This is a genomic window from Mesorhizobium sp. WSM3859, from assembly GCF_002295065.1.
In the GTDB taxonomy this organism is placed as follows: Bacteria; Pseudomonadota; Alphaproteobacteria; order Rhizobiales; family Rhizobiaceae; genus Mesorhizobium.
In genome coordinates, this window is the sequence record NZ_NSGG01000003.1 from 41,843 (window position 1) to 59,937 (window position 18,095).

At 61.4% G+C, this 18,095-nt stretch carries 11 protein-coding genes and 1 pseudogene; 6 read left to right on the forward strand and 6 right to left on the reverse strand.

Annotated features, from left to right (window positions below):
- Position 1: 1 nt before the first annotated feature.
- Entirely contained in the window at positions 2 to 1,753 is a 1,752-nt protein-coding gene (locus tag CK230_RS07070) for an adenylate/guanylate cyclase domain-containing protein (RefSeq protein WP_095816504.1), read from the reverse strand.
- Between the two features lie 529 nt (positions 1,754 to 2,282).
- On the opposite strand from CK230_RS07070, the gene CK230_RS07075 reads away from it, so the two are divergent.
- The 3 genes and pseudogenes from CK230_RS07075 to CK230_RS33550 all read left to right on the forward strand — a co-directional run.
- Positions 2,283 to 3,353: a cyclic nucleotide-gated potassium channel gene (locus CK230_RS07075; RefSeq protein WP_095816505.1), complete on the forward strand. Its 1,071-nt coding sequence runs from the start codon at positions 2,283 to 2,285 to the stop codon at positions 3,351 to 3,353.
- Between the two features lie 138 nt (positions 3,354 to 3,491).
- On the forward strand, positions 3,492 to 3,722 hold the full coding sequence (locus CK230_RS07080; RefSeq protein WP_095816953.1) for a hypothetical protein: 231 nt from the start codon (positions 3,492 to 3,494) through the stop codon (positions 3,720 to 3,722).
- 45 nt (positions 3,723 to 3,767) lie between these two features.
- Positions 3,768 to 3,914 (forward strand): annotated as a pseudogene (locus CK230_RS33550) (GMP synthase); the annotation flags it as partial.
- Positions 3,915 to 3,974: 60 nt separating this feature from the next.
- On the opposite strand, the gene CK230_RS07090 reads toward CK230_RS33550, so the two are convergent.
- Positions 3,975 to 8,780 carry a winged helix-turn-helix domain-containing protein gene (locus tag CK230_RS07090; RefSeq protein ID WP_245429849.1) on the reverse strand — a complete coding sequence of 1,602 codons (4,806 nt, stop codon included), beginning with the start codon at positions 8,778 to 8,780 and terminating at the stop codon, positions 3,975 to 3,977.
- A 214-nt stretch (positions 8,781 to 8,994) separates the two neighbouring features.
- Here CK230_RS07090 and CK230_RS07095 point away from each other — a divergent pair, with 214 nt between their 5' ends.
- Both CK230_RS07095 and CK230_RS07100 read left to right on the forward strand, forming a co-directional pair.
- Positions 8,995 to 9,825: a DUF1194 domain-containing protein gene (locus tag CK230_RS07095; protein ID WP_176480040.1), complete on the forward strand. Its 831-nt coding sequence runs from the start codon at positions 8,995 to 8,997 to the stop codon at positions 9,823 to 9,825.
- 319 nt (positions 9,826 to 10,144) lie between these two features.
- Positions 10,145 to 10,861 carry a pentapeptide repeat-containing protein gene (locus CK230_RS07100; protein WP_095816508.1) on the forward strand — a complete coding sequence of 239 codons (717 nt, stop codon included), beginning with the start codon at positions 10,145 to 10,147 and terminating at the stop codon, positions 10,859 to 10,861.
- A gap of 483 nt (positions 10,862 to 11,344) precedes the next feature.
- Here the strand turns inward: CK230_RS07100 and CK230_RS07105 are convergent, their stop codons facing one another.
- Both CK230_RS07105 and CK230_RS34075 read right to left on the reverse strand, forming a co-directional pair.
- Positions 11,345 to 14,311 (reverse strand): amino acid permease, encoded by a 2,967-nt coding sequence (locus CK230_RS07105; RefSeq protein WP_210201471.1) that lies wholly within the window; start codon positions 14,309 to 14,311, stop codon positions 11,345 to 11,347.
- Positions 14,312 to 14,694: 383 nt separating this feature from the next.
- Positions 14,695 to 14,763 carry a hypothetical protein gene (locus tag CK230_RS34075; protein ID WP_348629143.1) on the reverse strand — a complete coding sequence of 23 codons (69 nt, stop codon included), beginning with the start codon at positions 14,761 to 14,763 and terminating at the stop codon, positions 14,695 to 14,697.
- 238 nt (positions 14,764 to 15,001) lie between these two features.
- Here CK230_RS34075 and CK230_RS07115 point away from each other — a divergent pair, with 238 nt between their 5' ends.
- Positions 15,002 to 15,319, forward strand: a complete 318-nt coding sequence (locus CK230_RS07115; RefSeq protein ID WP_095816509.1) for a GYD domain-containing protein — start codon at positions 15,002 to 15,004, stop codon at positions 15,317 to 15,319.
- A gap of 154 nt (positions 15,320 to 15,473) precedes the next feature.
- On the opposite strand, the gene CK230_RS07120 is transcribed toward CK230_RS07115, so the two are convergent.
- Positions 15,474 to 16,712 carry an MFS transporter gene (locus CK230_RS07120; RefSeq protein ID WP_095816510.1) on the reverse strand — a complete coding sequence of 413 codons (1,239 nt, stop codon included), beginning with the start codon at positions 16,710 to 16,712 and terminating at the stop codon, positions 15,474 to 15,476.
- Between the two features lie 149 nt (positions 16,713 to 16,861).
- Positions 16,862 to 17,962, reverse strand: coding sequence for an aminotransferase class I/II-fold pyridoxal phosphate-dependent enzyme (locus CK230_RS07125; protein ID WP_095816511.1), 1,101 nt, complete (start codon positions 17,960 to 17,962; stop codon positions 16,862 to 16,864).
- Between the last annotated feature and the right edge of the window lie 133 nt (positions 17,963 to 18,095).

Here is an 18,095-nt window from a genome sequence, read left to right on the forward strand (position 1 = left end):
GCTATTCTGGCAACCCCGCCTTTCGCAAACCATCTGAAAACAGAGCCATATCGGCCGCACGCCTGATTGAAACGACGTCGGCGAGATTGGAAATTCGTTCGCTAGGATCGAGGGCGAGAATTCGGCTCACCACCTTTTGCGCATCCTCGGTCCGGCCGGCGTGAGCATAGCATGCGGCCGCAAAGCGCAACGACGCCAAAAAGTCTGGCTTTTCCCGCAACGACCTTTCCGCCCAGGATGATGCTTCCTCAAATCGACCAGCCAAGAGATGAGCCATTGCAACCGCATTCAGCATATCGAACATGAACGGGTCGACTGGGCTCATGCGCATCGCGGTGGCCAGGTGCTGGAGGGCGGCTTCGGTATCGCCGAGGTCCGCCCTGACCCAGCCGCCGAATAGCCACGCAGTAGCCAGGTTCGGATTGAGCGCAAGCGCGCGATCAATGAACGCTGCCCCGCTATTGTAGTCGCCCACGACAAACGCGAGCGCTTCCCCGCCGAGTGAGAGCGCAACCGCGTCATCCCTGCCCAAATCCACTGCCTTCAGAGCCAGGCGTTCTGTTTCGACGGTTTCCTGCTCACGATCGGCCATCCAGCCGTTCGCCTTGCGCATGACAGCGCAGAACGCGGCCATGCCGTATGCCGAGGCGAATTCAGGGTCGAGTTCGACGGCTTTGTAAAACAACTGAAGGGCGTTTGCGGTGGATTCCCTGGTCAATTGGTGGAGGCTTGCTATTCCGCGCAGATAGTAGTCGTAGGCGTCAAGATGCTCGGTCGGCTTGCGCTTGGCCCGCTCGATCTCTGCCTGTTCCAGCTTCGGAGCGATCGCTCCGACGACGCTCCGGGTCACTTCCTCCTGCAGGTCAAAAACGTCCTCCAGCCCGCCGTCGAAACGGTCGGCCCATAGATGTGCTCCCGTTGTCGCGTCGATAAGCTGCCCGGTGATACGAACTCTGCTCGCCGCTTTGCGCACGCTCCCTTCAAGGACGTAGCGCACACCAAGCTCGCGTCCGACCTGCTTGATGTCCACCGCCCGGCCCTTGTAGGTAAAGCTCGAGTTGCGCGCGATGACGAACAGCCAGCGCGTTCGGGATAGCGCGGTGATGATCTCCTCGACCATGCCGTCAGCGAAGTAGCCCTGCTCGGGGTCGCCACTCATGTTGTCGAATGGCAAGACCGCGATGGACGGTTTTTCGGGAAGCGTCAGAGCAACCCTTGTGGAGGATAGCGAAGCGGGTTTCGCTCGACTGACCCGATAGGCTCGCACCGCCTCCACGATGTTGTGGACCTGATGGCTACCGAGGTCGTTGTAGGCATAGTCCAGTTTGCCTTTGACCTGCTCGTAGACGTTGCTCGCGATGCAGACGCCGCCAGGTTCTGCAAGCTTCTCGAGCCGCGCGGCGATGTTCACGCCATCACCGTAGATCGTATCGTCCTGTGCAATCACGTCGCCCAAATTCACGCCCATGCGGAAAGTCATGCGCTTGTCTTCGGGCAAACTTGCATTGTGAGCGGCCAATCCCTCCTGGGCTTCGACCGCACACTGCACCGCGTGGACTGCGCTGGCGAATTCGACAAGAAGGCTGTCGCCAGCGGAACCGACGATGCGTCCGTGCGACTCTGTGATCTTGGGCTCGATCACTTCGGCGAGAAGCCTCTTCAGATGCGCAAGCGTGCCAACCTCGTCTGCTCCCATGAGGCGGCTGTAGCCAACGACGTCGGCAGCAAGGATTGCGGTGAGGCGTCGCTCCATGCTCGTGTCCTGCCTGTTCCGTAGGCCGAAGCTCCGGGCGGTGAGCGTATTCCAGTCCTACCTCCAATGCGAGCGTGCAGTGCCGGCGCCGACAGTGATCAACTCACCACGTTCCCTGGACCATTCCTCACACGGCTTGGTTATGGTCCGATCGCGGGCTGCCGAAGGGCTCCCTTGGGTCGGGTCGCGACTATGTCCTCGTTCAGCCGAATGTCGGCTTTTGATAACCCGCGGCTTGAACCTGCCAGTCCGCTGTCGGCCCCAAAAGACATGACAGCTTTGCGCCTCGTCTCGGTTATTCGATCGACCATTGCCATCCGGCAAAGGCCGATATCGATCATTCGAGCACTACGGCTGCTTCACGCCACGAGTCAGAGGTCGTGCTCGCCCTGGCGTCCGGTCACCAAGCAATCCCGGACATCCGAGTTCACCGTTTGGTGATGATGCACGTTGCAAGCGAGAGCAAGCACCGTTGCGCTTGCCTTTAAGGCATCTATTTTGGAAAGTCGTAGCGGCTGGTGGGCGCAGAATGTCGGTACTGCCTTTCTTAAGAATTTACGCGCCGCTCAATGCGGTGCTGGCTGCGCCTGGGCTTCTGGCGGTGGCTGGGCTCACGGTACCGGACATGTCCGGACGAAGCAGGCTGGCTCTGTCCGCGGTACTCGTTGTCATTTGGGGCGCCTATCTCCTGCAAATGGCCGCGACGCTGCTCAAGCGTCGGGCGGGAGACGTCAGGGACAGGCCGCCGGCAATCGCCATCGATGTGCTCGCGGTCTTGGTTCCACTCGCCGCATTTCTCTTCGTCGGCACGCCCGACTGGAGCCTCTACTGTGCTGTCTGGCTGCTGAAACCGCTGCGCGACTCAACTTTCTTCCCGGTGCTGGGCAGGGTGCTGGTCAACGAAGCGCGCAACCTGATCGGCGTCACCACGCTCTTCGGCGTCGTTCTGTTCGGTGTCGCCCTCGCGGGCTATGTCATCGAGCGCGATATCCAGCCGGAAAAGTTCGGCAGCATCCCCCAGGCAATGTGGTGGGCGGTGGTCACGCTGTCCACCACCGGCTATGGCGACGCTATTCCGCAAAGTTTCGCTGGCCGCGTCCTTTCTGGGGCTGTCATGATGAGCGGCATCGGCATCTTCGCGCTCTGGGCCGGCATTCTTGCCACCGGCTTCGCTCAGGAAGTCCGTCGCGGGGATTTCGTCCGCAATTGGCAATTGGTCGCCGCCGTGCCGTTGTTTCAGAAGCTTGGCCCGGCCGCGCTGGTTGAGATCGTGAGCGCGTTACGACCTCGCACGATGCCGGCGGGCGCCGTGATCTGCCGCAGCGGCGAGCCCGGTGATCGGATGTTCTTCGTGGTGGAGGGGCGCGTCAGCGTCGCGGCACCGAAGCCGGTGGAACTCGGCCCCGGCGCCTTTTTCGGCGAGATGGCGTTGATCACCGGTGAACCGCGTATGGCAACCGTCAGCGCCGTATCATCGGTGTCACTCCTGTCACTGCACTCGTCGGATTTCCAGATGCTGTGCAGCAGCAGTCCGGAGATCGCTGAAATCATCCGCACGACCGCGCTTGAGCGGCGCGGCGCAGCGCAGCCGTCCCAATAAGTGTCGTTGCTGAAGGTCCGAGGCGCTGGCGAATGGATCGGGCTTCGCCACCGGCGCCGTGCACAGGCAGTCTCATCGGTATCGGCGCAGCCGCGAATCTGTGCTAAGGCGCCGCCCGATCAACCAAAGGACGACACTGTGAACGAACTGACCCTGGCCGAGGCGACCGAAAATATCTATGCCTCACTCCGCGCGGACAATGCCGACCTCGATGCGCATATCGCGACCCTCAAGGCGGCGCTGGCCCGAGAGGGGAAGAAACACGCGGTGTTCGATCCGACGAGGCTGGTGCAGAACAACCGCGCCGGCCGCAAGTTGATGCAGGCCTATTTTCGGCAGCGCGGCGTCAGCGTGAGCTTTTCGGAGTAGTAGAGTCCGCGTACGGGTGATCTCAAACACCGTCGGCTGGAGGCGGCCGAAACCTATCGCAACTGGGTCTTCTGCCGCGACAATGTCTGGGGCATCCAGTTCCATGGCGATTTGACTCGGGTGATGATGCAGCGCCGAGCGGTGCGCGGCGCGTACCGCGTCGAACTACCCTGTGCCCAGCCTGGCCGCGACCAACCGACGGCTGGACCCAGCCGGAAGCAGACCTAGGGGCAAAGTCTGACCGTTGTCGCCTCAGCCCGGACAGGTGCCGTTTGCAGGGACTTCAGGAAGAAAGAAGCTTCGCCGCTCGCAAGGGGTCAGTTCGCGAGGGACGGTACGCCGGGCGAATTCATTAAGCTCCTTGGGTGTCTGGAAGACGCGAACGATGCTGACTCTTTGTTCGCCGGCAATAATCGCGACGTGGGTGCCGTCGGCGCTGAAAGCTGCACGTGTAAAGCCCGGTCGAAAGGTTGCTCCGTCCTGGCTCCCGAGGACGGCAATCTGGCGTCCCGATTGCGCCGCCCATAACCGCACCGTTCGATCTTCGGTCGACGCGGTCACGACATACAGGCCATTGGGGCTGAACTCGGCGCTGTCCAGCGCGCCGCTGTGGCCCCTGAGAACCCTTTCCGGGCCGCCTGTGACGCTCCAGATCCGGGCGGTTCCATCCCGTGAACCAGTCAGCAGCGACTGGCTGTCGGGACTGAAGACGACCACCGTCACCGCGCCGGTATGTCCCTGCAGCGTTCTGACGCTTGTCCCCTCGGTGGTCGACCAAATTCGGGCTGTGTGGTCGAGTGAGCCCGTGGCGACGAGTTGACCGTCAGGGTTGAAGGCCCCTGCCGTGATGCGATCCTGATGCCCGACAAGAGCACGTAGTTCGACTCCGCTCGTCGTCAGGAGATGTCCCACATTGTCTTCCCTGGTCGAGAGGATCAGACGTCCGTCAGGGCTAAGAATGGCTTGCGGCAGATTGCTGCTTGTATGGATGACAGCCAGTTCGGCACCGGTCGTCGCGTTCCACAGTTGGGCGGTGCCGTTGATCCATGCGCAAACAAGCGATTTGCCATCGCGACCAAACTGGATCTTGATCAGTCCGGCATCTGATCGGAACTGGGCGGTCTCGTGTCCCGTGGCCACGTCAAAAATTCGGACCACGCCCTCAAGAGATGCCGTGGCGACGCGCCTCCCATCTGGAGTGAACGAGGCGCTTTGAATGATCTCATGCGTGTCGAGGCGGATTATCTCGCGCCCGCTCACGACATCCCACAGGTGCGCCGCGCTGTCGCCGCCGCCGGTCAGCAGGTGGACGTTGTCGGGACTGAAGACCGCGAAAGTCGGCCGATACTCATGTGAGAGCGACGTCGTCAGGGCGCCGTCGACATCCCAAAGCCGAGCGGTGCCATCGTGTGAAGCAGTGAGTAGAATGTTGCTGTCGACCGGGCTGAATTCCAAATGCTCGACCAGGGATTCATGACCGGCGATCGTTGTCACCAACGAGGCGCGTTCAGCGTCCCAGATGCGGATCGGCCCATTGATCGAGGTCGTGGCAAGGAAGCGGTCGTCCTGGGTGAAGGCACCGTTCATCTCCACATCGCGTTCATCTGTATCGATGTCATGTTTCAACCCCGAAACCTCTTGGCCGAGCACCTCATCCAGCGTTCCCAACGTTCCATCCCAAATCCGGGCAGTGCCATCGAGGGATACCGTGGCGATTCGTTGACCCCGGTGGCTGAAAATCACGCCGTTCAATTGCGTGTCGCTCTTGCTGCCGGCCAACTTTGCGATCTCCGTTCCTTTCGACAAATCGAAAAGGCTGGACGTGTCGCGGTGTGAATGCCAACCCCACGGGCCGGCTACCATCCGGCTTCCGTCCGGGCTGAACGCCAGGGTGTAGGGCCAGGAGGTCACTCCGATCGATTCTGTCAGCGCGCCGTCTGCGGTATTCCAGATCGAAACAAAATGCTTGCCCGCCGTCGCGAACCTGCGGCCGTCTGAACTGAAAGCAGCACGCGTATATGCGTCGCTGCTTACACCTAGGACTTTCTTTCCGGTCCCGGCATCCCAGAGCGTTGCATCGCTGTTCTCTCCCGCCGTCAGCACCCGGGTGCCATCCGGGCTGAAGATTGCCGTCGGGTAATTGCCTACCGGCCGCAGGATGTAGAGCTGCTCTCCCGAGACGGCGTCCCAGAGACGTGCAGTGCCGTCCCTCGCGGCCGTCAGGATACGGCTCCCGTCGGGGCTGAATTCGGCCCTCTCCACGGCCCCATCATGACCTTTTAGAATTGCAGTTTCGGCACCGCTGGAGATGTCCCAGACTGCAGCAGTTCTGTCATAGGATGCGGTGACGATGCGATCACCTGTAGGATTGAATGCCGCATGCGCCACACCGGCGCCAGGGCGGAGGATTTTGATCTGCCGGTGCGCCAGCAGAGCCTTATAGAGAGCTGCCTCCGCCTCAAAGAGATATGGCCGCTCGGGTTGCTCTTTCGAGGGTAGCGCCTCAAGCGCCAACCGGATCGCAGCCTCGGTGTTGCCTGCCGCGGCGGATCGCTCCGAGAGGAACGAGAGCGAAAGGAACTGATTGCGCAGCGCCTGATCGCGTTGGCCTCTTGCTTCCTCCCGCGCTTTGAAGGCGACCAGTGCGCCAGCACCCGCCATAAGAGCGAGCATTATTGCCACGATAGCGGCGTTCCGTGTCCGTCGGGCAAGGCGGTTTGCTGCGGCAGCCGCGAGGCTCCGGCGCTCGGCCTCGCGCTCCAGGCGCTCGCGTTTTGCCTCTTCGGCAGCCGCGACCAGTGCTAGCTCTGCGTGACGGTCCTTCTCCTCCTTCTGTCGATGGGCACGCAAGGACTCCTCGATGTATTCAAGGACGGCTTCGTCGACCTCCTCCCGCCTTGACAGCATCAACTCTTCGCCCTCCGCCAGACGTTTGCCGGACGGAAGGAGAAGCTCTCGATTCCTGCTTTCCAGGTGCCATCGGTGGGCGTCAGCCCTCAGCCGTTCGCGCGTCGCGAGGAAGTTGCGGTTTGCATTCACAATGTCACCGGCGCGCGGCCAACGGCTCAACAGTGCCTCATGTGCAAGACGAACGAAGACATGCCCTGCGGCGTCCTCGTCGCTGACGAGGAGCCGGGCGTCGATTAGTGCCCTGACGAGGGCCGATCGCGCGGGAGTGCCCGCAACTTCGGTATACAGGGCCGCACGTGCCGTGACCGTTTCATCGCCCAGGTTCGCCGTGGTGAGGGCGCGCAGCACCGCGGGCAAGGCCTCCTGGATCCCGGGCGCCAGCAAGTCCAGGACTTCGTCGGCGCGGCGCGCGATTGCGCCTTCGAGCCCGCCGAGCGCACGATAGTGCGCAAAGGTGAGAACGCGTCGGTCGCCACTGGCTTGGTACAACGCGTCGAGGACAAACTCGAGAAGCGGCAATGATCCGGGATCGGCAGTTGCTGCCGCCTGCAGCACGTCATCGAGCCGCCCCAACTCGGCACTCTCCTCGAAGCGGAGCCCGGCCACGACCGCAGGTTCGCGGATCATCTGCGCGATCTCTGGGCCGGTTGGTGGCAGAAGTTCGTAGCTGGCGAGGCCGTCCTTGAGCGCCGAGAAACCTTGGACCTCACCGCAGCGGTGAAAGAAATCCGAACGGATCGCCGCTATCACCCAGACCAGTCCGCTCGCGGCCAGCACCGCCATGAACCGCACAAGGGCCTCGCGCGTCGCCGGTTGCTTCTCTGTCGTGAACAGCTCCTCCAGTTGATCGATGACCACAAGCAGTCTGATCTGCGAGCGGGCCGGCCCGGCGGCCTGGCGAAGTGCCTGTCGGACCATCGCCAGGGCTCGATCCGGCGTGTTCCTGCAGAGTCGAGCAAACTCCGCGGCTGTCGCTTCTGAGGACAGCTCCGGCACAGCAGCGTCGTGAAGCAGCGCCGCAGCCAACACAGCGAATGCATCCGGTCCTTCGGAGAGGCGGATCAGGCAGCGGCGCCACAAGGATATGCCTGCCACGGCTCCAGGTCGCGTCAATGACGGCAGCAGGCCAGCGCGCAGGAGGGAAGACTTGCCACAACCGCTCATTCCGTAGATGAGCAGGAATGCCGTGCCGCTTGCTGCCTGCTGCTCCAGTCTGGCAGTGCAGGCCGCAATCGCCCGCGCTCGGCCGAAGAATAGATCGGCATCTTCGAATTCGAAGGCATCGAGACCGCGAAATGGCGATCTGACCGGCTCCTCGGACGCAAGACATACGCCGTAGATGCGCAAGGCACGGGCGACATCCTTCAGTTTGTGCTCGCCGAGATCGATGAATTCCAGCGAGAGGTGGTCCTGAGCCTGGGCGCGGACCGCTTCCGTGATGCAAATCCCGCCGGGGCGTGACAAGGTTTGAAGATGAGCTGCGACCTCGACGGCCTCGCCCCTGAGGTGGTCGCCCTCGGCGACGACGTAACCGAGGTCAACGCCGATGCGGAAGCGCAGCCGCTTTGTCTCGGGGACCTCGCAGTTCCGCCTATCGACCTCATGCTGGATCTCGTTCGCACATCGCAACGCCTCGACAGGGCCAGCAAACTGCGTAAGGACTGTCTCGCCGACGCTCGCGAAGACACGACCGGCATGTTTTATCAGCAGCCGATCAAGGACCTGCCTGTACGCCGGGGTAGGTGCAGCAATGCTCCGCTCATCCTTGCCTGCCGGCCGGACTTCGGCGGCCAATTCTGCCGCCAGAATTGTAATCAATCTTGGTCCGGCATTTGAGGGAAGGACCAACCTGTAACCGCGCCTCGGCACTGTCTGCACGACGGCCTGGCGACTGTCGTTGAGCGCCGCACGGATCTCGTGAATGCATTGGACCAGACTGTCATCGGTGACGGCTAGCCCATTCCAGACCGCCTTCATCAGCTCGTCCTTGGTGATGACGCGATCAGCGTTCTCCAGAAGGTGGCGAAGTACCGCGAAGGTCTGGTGGCGAACTGCGATTGTCCTGTTGAACTGGTCGCGCAAGGTCTCCCTGCTCACGTCGGCGGTCACGCCGTTGAGCACGAACGTCGTGGGCGGCGAGCTGTTCAAGCAGGTTCCCCTCAAGCACGAAGCCGCAGTCCCATACTAGCACGGTTTCGCGCTGCGAAGACTGATCATCATCCAGACCGTGCGGGGAGCGCGGATTTCGGCGAATGATCGTAAGCCGTTCGTGACTTGGCAAATGCCCCGGACCGACAATTTCACATTCCATTGTCGGTGAGAGGGGTTCGCTATGGACTGCTTAGTACGGATTGCTGCAAGCATGGGTGCAAGACCAGTGCTGCGGCTCACGGGCGCCTTCCTGCTCACCCTGATCTTCGCGACAGCGCCACAGGCTCACTCGACGGGCCGTCCCACGGGCGGCCTGGCCGAAGTCGATTTGCAATTGATCCTTGCCGTGGACGTCTCGCCGTCGATGAGCAGAATTGAGCAAAAAGTGCAGCGCGACGGCTATGTTGATGCTTTCCGCCACGCGGACATCGCGATGGCAATCAGGGCCGGAGAACTGGGAAGAATCGCAGTGCTCTATCTGGAGTGGGCGGGGCCAAATCAGCAAACCGTCATCGTGCCGTGGACAATTGTCGAAAGCCGCGAGGACGCTCTGACTTTGGCGGACAGGCTCGCTGCTCTGTCGTTGACTGAAGGCCGCGGAACGTCGATTTCCGGCGCGTTGCAGGCCGCGAATGGACTGTTCGCAAAGAGCGGCTTGCGCAGCCCGCGCCGTGTTATTGACGTATCTGGCGACGGACCCAACAATGCCGGAGCACTCATTGACCCCATCCGGCATTTTCTTCTCGCGGAAGGTGTGACGATCAACGGGCTGCCTATCGCACTACCCCGCATTGGCGAGGCCGACGGGTTTGCGCGGTACGACCCCTCCAGCCTGCAATCCTATTTCGAGCGCTGCGTCATCGGCGGACCGGACGCATTCGCAATCGGCGTCACCGACGCCGCGATGTTCGCCACCGCGGTCCGTCGAAAGCTGGTTCGTGAAATCTCCATGAACATGGATCAGGTGATCTACGCCGCGTATACCGAGCGTTCCGGCGGCACGGTCGATTGCAATATGATCGGTCAGTTGCCGGGCCGGTAGCGCTCGGCAATTGGGTGCCCGAGATGTGGGCAGCAACGGAATTAGCTTCGCCAACCCACTGTCAACACGGCAGGTAGCATCAACAGCGATAAACGCCGTCAAAAGGGCTGAAGGGGTGCTTGTCGATAACTCCGTTCCGAGAACCGGAAGGGCAAGTTTCGGCCCTAATCCAACCACTTAGCCGTTCCTCCAGTGGCCAATCATGGCCGAAGGAGAAATGAAATGGGACAGCCAAATGTGACGGCGGTCGTCACCGTGGCTCGCGTGTCAGCAGATGTGGTAAGGTTGATTGCCGGCGAGTAGGAGAGGTCCAGAAACAATGACTTTGAGACGAACCAGAGCTTACGTCACATTCGGCTTGGTTCTAGTGGTTTGGATTGTATGTGCTTGGCAGAACGCCACTGCCGCTCAAAATTGCGACGCGGCCGCGACGCCCGGCGTCAATTGGCAGGACTGTGACAAAAAGCTTCTCATCCTTAAAGGACAGGACCTGAGCGGGGCGAACCTGATCGGTGTCGATTTCACTTCGACCGATCTCAGGGACAGCAATCTCCTTGCGGCAAATTTTGAGAAGGCAACGCTTGTGCGTGCTTCCCTAGCCGACTCGACCGCCAAAGGCGCCCGGTTCGACAAAATCGAGGCCTACAGGACCGACTTCAGCCATATGGACGCGCAGGGCGCCGTGTTTACGAGCGCCGAAGTGCAGCGCTCGAATTTCGAGGACGCCAATTTGACCAATGTTGATTTCACAAAGGCGGAATTGGGGCGAGCGCAGTTCCATGACGCCGATATCAGTGGCAGCCGCTTTTCGTTTGCCAATCTCGCGCGGGCGGACTTCCGAGGAGCAACGTTCACCGCGCCGATCGACTTTGACGGCGCTTTTTTCTTTCTGACCCGTATCGAGGGCCTCGATCTTTCCAAATCGGCGGGTCTGTCCCAATGGCAGCTCAACATGGCTTGCGGAGACGCCCGGACCGAGTTGCCTTCTGGCTTGACCAGGCCTGAAGATTGGCCCTGTCAATTCCAGCAGGAATAGTTGTCGGCAAGCGAGTTGCGGTAATGCCGCGCCCGACAGGATTCCAGGCCATCTGCGAGCGGACCAAGGGTCGGGTGAACGCGAAGTGGCGTCGCATCTACGGACCAAGATGATGACGACATTCTCGAGGCCTGTGTCGAAACCTTGCTCGAATGGGTTGCGCAAGCCCCGCAGGCGAGTGCGGTCAAGGTAGCCCATGTCGTCCGCTACATGGTCAAGGGCGAGGAGAGTGGGGAGTAGCGCTGGTCGGCGCTTGCTCTGGCATTGATCGACATCGCTTACCGGCCGGGGTCCAATCCTAAGCGCGTTCGAGCATAGGTTCTTCACCGATGCCGGATGGGACCATTGTCCACGCTCTGACCGTGGTCTGTAGCAGGCCGCTCTAGGGCTCCCGTGGGCCGCCTCTCAGCGTCGCTCGCCTGCAATGGCCACGCGACAAACCCCGAAAACAAAGTCACGGCGCGGCTTGCCTTTCGCCAGACTTCACCGTTTCCGCTGAGAGCGACGGGGGATCTCTATTATTTCCCGACGGGCTGGGCCTCGAACAAGCCCAGCATTGGCTTTGCCCGTCAAATCGGAAAAGGTCTCAATGGACGCAGGCCAGCCAACCAGGTAGCCCTGAACTTCGACACAGCCCTCCCGGGCAAGGAAGGAACGCTGAGCTTCGGTTTCGACACCCTCGGCGATAACGGGCACGCCGAGAGCGGACCCTAGTCCTATGACGGCACGCACGATTGCTGCCGCTTGGTCACTGGTCGCCACATCGACAATGAAACTGCGATCCATTTTGATTTTGTCGAACGGAAACGACCGCAACGAGGAAAGAGAAGCATAGCCAGTGCCGAAGTCGTCCATTGCAATCTTGACACCTAGGGATTTGAGCCGACGCAGGATAGACAGAGTCCGCTGGGGGTCGTTTATGAGAACTCCTTCGGTGATTTCCAGCTCCAGACGGGCAGGAGCGAGCCCCGTTTCGAGTAAGATCGAGTGGACAAGGTTCACCAGGTCGCCATGTTGAAACTGCACCGGCGACAGGTTAACCGCGATCTTCAAAGGAGCGAACCACGCTGCAGCTTCGCGACAAGCGCGTCTGAGCACCCATTCGCCAATCGAAACTATCAGACCATTCTTCTCGGCCAACGGAATAAAGTCCTTGGGAGGGACGAGGCCTAGCGTTTCGTGGCGCCACCGCAGAAGAACTTCAAATCCGAACACCTTTCCATCAATTGTGGCTTGTGGCTGGTAATGCAGCATCAATTCATCCCGTTCGAGCGCCGATCGAAGGTCAAGCTGCAGCGCCAGCTGTTCGCGCAGATGGCGATCCATCTCCGGTTCGAAAAAGCGGGCATTTAGTCGACCTTGCGCTTTCGCGCGGTAAAGCGCCGCATCGGCATTCGCCACAAGCGTCCCGGCATCGCTTCCATCTTTGGGAAACACCGCGATGCCAATGCTCAATCCAATGCGCAGTCTTTGACCTTCAATATCGAAGGCATCATCGGCCGTGGCCAGCAGTCTGCCAGCAAGTTGCTCGAGCGGTTCAAGCGAAACTGGATGTGCCGCAATCAAAGTGAATTCGTCGCCCCCGACTCTTGCCAGGAAAGCATCCTGCGAGGCGCTTGTGAGGCGCAGCGCGGCTTCCTTCAGGAGCTCGTCCCCAATGGCATGTCCGAAAACGTCGTTGACCTCCTTAAAATTGTCCAGGTCCATGCAAAAGACCGCGAAGGTCTCGCCGCTGGCTATCGAGTGTTCGAAGGTCAGGGCCAAATGTTTGGCAAATGCTACCCGATTTGGCAGGCCGGTGAGCGCATCGTGATGGGCGAGATGAACGATGCTCTGATACGACGCGTCGAGTTGGCTTCGCGCCAGGGAAAGATTGTCTCTGGCGTCATCGAGGCTATGAGCGGCCTGGAGAACTTCCTGCTGCATTAGATTGAAGCTTTCCGCCATCTCGCCGATTTCATCCCTCGAATGAATGGAAACGGGCGTGATGTTGACGGAGGCGTGGGCTGCACCAAGGTCACCGCGACCGAGGGCCACCATTGCTCGACTGAAGTCGCGAAGCGTACCGGAGGTGAGCCGCTTGGCAGCCTCGCTGATTTCGGTTGCCGAGTGCGCAATCATCCCTGGCAGAACCAGTCCGACGCTGATGGTCAACATCGCGACCGCGACAAAGATGTCCTCGAGCGCCGCTATGAGAGCGCCATGTTCGGCCGAGACAGTGCTTACCGCGATGACGTAGCCAGCGGCGTCCAGCGCCAGAACCAGCAACATAGCGCCAGTCAGCTTAAGATGCAGCGACTGCCCGACCGCCGGCAACCCTGCGCGGAGCCGATCCTCGATTGTGCGCCATGCGTAGAGCGCGGCCCCCGAATAGGCCATGACGAGACCGACAATGACCGTCGGGAGTCCGAACTGCTGAAAACCGAGCAAAGCGGCCAGCATCCATATCCCGGAGGCAACCAGGCCAAGCACGATGGCTCCCCTCGGTGCTCGATAAGGTCGGTCGACCGAAGGATAGTCGCGGCGCAAAAGCCAGGCCGCGACATTCGGCAGGCAAATTCCGATCAAATAGGTAAAATTCGCCGCTGCGATCAGCCATATCGGATCGCCTATGACAAGGAACAGAATGGCCATTGAAGCGGTCAGCAACGTCGCCGCCCATGGACAATCCGTCGCCGAACGTTGGCCGAGGAACCGCGGCAGCAGCCCGTCCTCGCTCAGCTGCGCCAAGGTCCGAGAGGCGCCGGCCAGCGGCTGCATCGTTCCATGGAACATGTTGAGCATCATGAACCAGATGGCGGCTGCCTTGCCAAAACTGCCAAGCAGGGGGGCAAAGGCAGGACCCAGAGAGACAGCCAGGTCCTTGCCCAGCGACTGAGATCCCAACGCACCCAACCAGACAATTGGCAGGACAATGAAGTAAAGTCCTGCCATGACGGCGCTTGCAAACACCGCACGAGGAACGTTGCGGTTCGGATCGACTGTTTCGCCGACATGGCATGTCGCCGCTTCAAACGCGGGGGCCGCAAACCCGACCAGATAAAGGCCGGCCATTATCGAGGTCAGATCTCCAAACCAGCCCGGGAACGGTGACGTTAACGCGAAGGTCGTCGCCTGCCGCCAATCGACGTTGCCCGAAAGGATCGGGATGATCGCGGCCGCGAACGCCAGCAAGGCCGAGCCCGTGGCTATCGGAACGACCAGCCGAGAGACCCATTTTATCCCGCATAGATTGACTGCGGTGAAGCACACGACCAAGGCGCAGGCCACGAACTCGACGGGAATATCCGGCAGGTACCATTGCTGTATTGCCGACGCCGAAAGCAGTGCCGTCAGGCCACAGGTTGGAACCCAACCCCACCAATAGCCGCCAAACCTGAGAGAACCGGACTGTACGGTCGGAATGCCTCTGAACACGTCGCCGCAATGCCGCCCACGCGGTCGGGCCATAGTAATACCAGCTCTGTCCACGCTGGCGCGGCTGCCCAACTGAGGATGACACCTACGATCAGCAAAACAACGGCAGCGCTGCCCTGGCCCGGGATCGCACCCTGGCCGACGAAAAGCGCGGCTATAAGAAAAAGGCTTTGGTTGCTGCCACCCATGGCCAGCGCCGTAGTGCCGATCCAACCCAACGATCGGGGATGCGGTCGCAAGGAATGATCCCTTTGCATTCCAGCCGCCAATCTATTCGTGAGCGCTAATCAACGATGCGAGCAAATCCTTTCGAAGTCCTTAGCGGCAGCAAAGTAGGGATCTCTCGGCGGCCTAGTCAGTCGCTACCACGGTTTAGTCGGAGGGCAGCTTGCATTTTGCACGGCACTCATCCGATGTCAGGCCGTTACGGGCACTGCGTGGCGCTTAAGCGATTTGAACTTCACGCCATCTTCCAGGCAGATGATGAAATCGGGCTTTCATCGACCTCTTGCCGGCATCGCTGCGGGGCAGCGCGGCAAGACGGCTTAGCGCCTCATGTCGGTCGTCGTTCAGGTGAACTTTGCCGCCGCCTCAAAGCGCGCGTCGTGAGACGCGTCCGAAGCCGTTTGCCCGGTAAGCGGACATTGACGACCTATTCCGCGATCCAATTGCAAGCTGTATCCTACCTCCTGTCACCACGAACTTTGAAAGTGAGGAGCCGCGATGCCGAAATATCTCGTCCAGGGTTCTTACACGGACCAGGGTCTCAAGGGCTTGCTGAAGGAGGGCGGTTCGAAACGGCGAATGATGGTCGAGAAACTCGCCGAGGAGATCGGCGGCAAAGTCGAAGTGTTCTATTTCGCCTTTGGTAGCGATGACTTCGTTATTATTCTTGACCTGCCGAGCAACATTGACATGGCTGCGACCGCAATTGTCGCTCAGGCCAGCGGCATGGTGAAGTCTCGGGTCACGGTGCTCATGGATCCGCAGGATGTGGACCAAGCCGTTCAAAGGAAGATCGACTTCCGCCCACCATTGTAGGTTTGGGACGCGAAGGACCGCGTCCAGTAGCTGAACGGGAGCTTGTCGAAGGCCCCGACCGATGCCGGACCGTCGGTTCCCGGCCCATCCCCGTCGTGTCGGCCCAGCCTGATTCAGCCCGAACGTCGGGTTCTGCGGCGTAAATCAGCGCTAATCAATTCCGGCTGTTGAGATGCCTTACCCGCCGCAGCGCTGGGAACAGCCAGGCCCACAATCCCGCGACGGCGATGGCGCCGATGCCGCCGATCACCACGGCGGGAACCGTGCCGATCAGCGCCGCCATGGTGCCGGCGCGGAATTCGCCGACCTCATTCGAGGCGCCGACGAAGACCTGGTTGACGGCGTTGACGCGCCCGCGCACCTCGTCGGGCGTCCAGAGCTGGATCAGCGTCTCGCGGATATAGACGCTGAACATGTCGGTGGCGCCAAGCAGGGCCAGAGCTGCGATCGACAGCCAGGTGATGGTCGAGACGCCGAACAGCACGGTGAAGGCGCCGAACAGCGCGACGAAGCCCAGCATGATCTGGCCGGCATGGTCGCGGATCGGGTGACCGGCAAGCCAGACGGCGACGCAGATGGCGCCGATGCCGGGCGCTGAGCGCAGCAGGCCGAGACCCCAGGGACCAAGCTGCAGGATGTCGCGCGCGTAGACCGGCAGCAGCGCCGAGGCGCCGGACAGAAGCACGGCGAAGAGGTCGAGCGAGATCGCGCCGAGCACGATCTTCTCGCCCCAGATATAGCGGAAGCCAGCAAACAGCGTCTGCATCGTCGGCTTGTCGGTGGCCGTCTGCTGCGCCGGCTTCGGGATGGTGAAGATCAGCACCGCCGCGGCGAGCATCAATATGGCGGCGGTGGCGTAGGCCGCTTCGGCCGAAACGCCATAGAGCAGGCCGCCGGCGACCGGGCCGACGATGGTCGCTGTCTGCCAGGCCGAGGAGTTCCAGGCGATCGCGTTGGCGAAATCCTCCTGCGGCACTAGATTGGCGAACAGCGAGGACGAGGCCGGGCCGTAGAAGGCCCGCGCAATGCCGAACATCACCAGCACGATGAAGATCGGTAGCGGGCTGGTCAGCCCGCGCAGCGTCAGAAGCAGCAGGGCCAGCGGGCAGCCGGCCTCGATCAGCGTCGCCAGCGTCATGATTAGCCGGCGGCCGAAGCGGTCGGCGACGACGCCGGTGACCAGGACCAAGAGCAGCGAAGGCAGGAACTGGACGATGCCGACAATGCCGAGGTCGAACGGGTCGCGGGTCAGGTCATAGACCTGCCAGCCGACGGCGACCGAGACGATCATGGTGGCGAAAGTCGTGAGGAAGCGCGCCGTCCAGTAGCTGAGGAACGGGCGGTGCCGGAACGCGGCGTAGCGCTGGTCTGGTGACGTTGCTTCGGCTGTCATGATTCGAGGGCCCCGTTGCGACGATGGCCGGCGGGGCACTTCCACGGTGGGCGCTGGTCCGGCCAGAACGCTTTAGCCCAGTTCGTCCTGTCGCGCGCGCAAAAAATCCGCGCTGGATCAAAAGAAAATCGAATCTTTTGCGCGGCGGCTCAGTCCCGCAACGCGGCGGAGATTGCGTCGAGGCCGCCACGCAGCTCCGCTTCCGTCGGCCAGCCAAAGCCGAGGCGGAAGAAGCGCTTCGGCATCTCGAACCAGTGACCTGGGCCGACATAGGCGCCGTGCTCCTCCAGCAGCCTGGTGTAGAAGCGGTCGAGGTCGAAGCCGGCATCGACGTTGAGCCGCGGGAAGCCGACGACGCCGCCTTGCGGGCGCACCCAGTCGACCAGCGGCTCGCCGTCGATCCAGGCCTGCACGATGTCGCGGCGCCTGGCCATGTCCGGCAGCAGCGACGTCAGGAAGGCGTCACGGCGCTCTAACATGGTTCGGGCGATCGCTTCGTCGATGACGCTGCCGCAGATGCCGATCTGCTCCTTGGCGGCGAGGAAGGTTTCCTGCAGTTGCGGATCTCTGGTTATCAGCCAGCCGATGCGGATGCCCGGAGTGCCGAAGGCCTTGGACAGCGAGCAGACGCTGATCGCGCTTGGACTGAGCGAGGCCGCCGCCGGCAGGCGCCCGCCATAGGAGAGGTCGCGATAGGTCTCGTCGACCAGCAGCCGGCATTTGTGATGTTCGGCAAGCGCGATCAGCGCGTCGAGATCGGCGCGGGTCATCATCGTGCCGGTCGGATTGTGCGGGCAGGTGAAGCTGATCAGTTTGGTGTTCGGGCGGATCTCGGCCTTGACGCGCCCGATATCGACGGCAAAGCCCTGGTCGAAATCGAGGTCGACATAGGAGATGGCGCAGCCGATCGCCTTCGGCGTCTCGATGTTGGTGGCGTAGTTCGGCCGCACGACCACGAGATGGTCGCTGGCCGACAGCAGGGAAGTCGCAATGATGAACAGCGCGCCGGCCGCGCCCGCCGTCACCAGCACATCGTCGGGAGAAATGCCCTTGTCCTGTCCGGCGATCAGCGCCCGCAACTCCTTGTTGCCGCGATGCTCGCCATAGAACAAGGTGAGGTCCGGCAACGTCAGACCGATGTCGGAGAGTTTCTGGTCGGCGATGGAGCTTTCGGAAAGGTTGTAGCGGATGCGGTCGTAGCCGTATTCCTCCGGCGCTTCCTTCTCGATCAGCATCCTGGCGTAGTTCATGGCCTGTCCCCCCAATGGAGCGGTTTACCGTTTCCACGAAACGGTGAACCGCTCCCCCTTTTTGTTCTTGCGCAATTCCGGACGGAAAACCGCGTCACACTTTTCCTGGAATTGCTCTGGCGGTAGCAACCAA

Bases quoted from the DNA above. Each gene is read 5' to 3' on its own strand.
- CK230_RS07070 (WP_095816504.1), bottom strand. From the start codon at position 1,753: ATGGAGCGACGCCTCACCGCAATCCTTGCTGCCGACGTCGTTGGCTAC.
- CK230_RS07075 (WP_095816505.1), top strand. From the start codon at position 2,283: ATGTCGGTACTGCCTTTCTTAAGAATTTACGCGCCGCTCAATGCGGTG.
- CK230_RS07095 (WP_176480040.1), top strand. From the start codon at position 8,995: ATGGGTGCAAGACCAGTGCTGCGGCTCACGGGCGCCTTCCTGCTCACC.
- CK230_RS07100 (WP_095816508.1), top strand. From the start codon at position 10,145: ATGACTTTGAGACGAACCAGAGCTTACGTCACATTCGGCTTGGTTCTA.
- CK230_RS07105 (WP_210201471.1), bottom strand. From the start codon at position 14,311: ATGGCCCGACCGCGTGGGCGGCATTGCGGCGACGTGTTCAGAGGCATT.
- CK230_RS07115 (WP_095816509.1), top strand. From the start codon at position 15,002: ATGCCGAAATATCTCGTCCAGGGTTCTTACACGGACCAGGGTCTCAAG.
- CK230_RS07120 (WP_095816510.1), bottom strand. From the start codon at position 16,712: ATGACAGCCGAAGCAACGTCACCAGACCAGCGCTACGCCGCGTTCCGG.
- CK230_RS07125 (WP_095816511.1), bottom strand. From the start codon at position 17,962: ATGAACTACGCCAGGATGCTGATCGAGAAGGAAGCGCCGGAGGAATAC.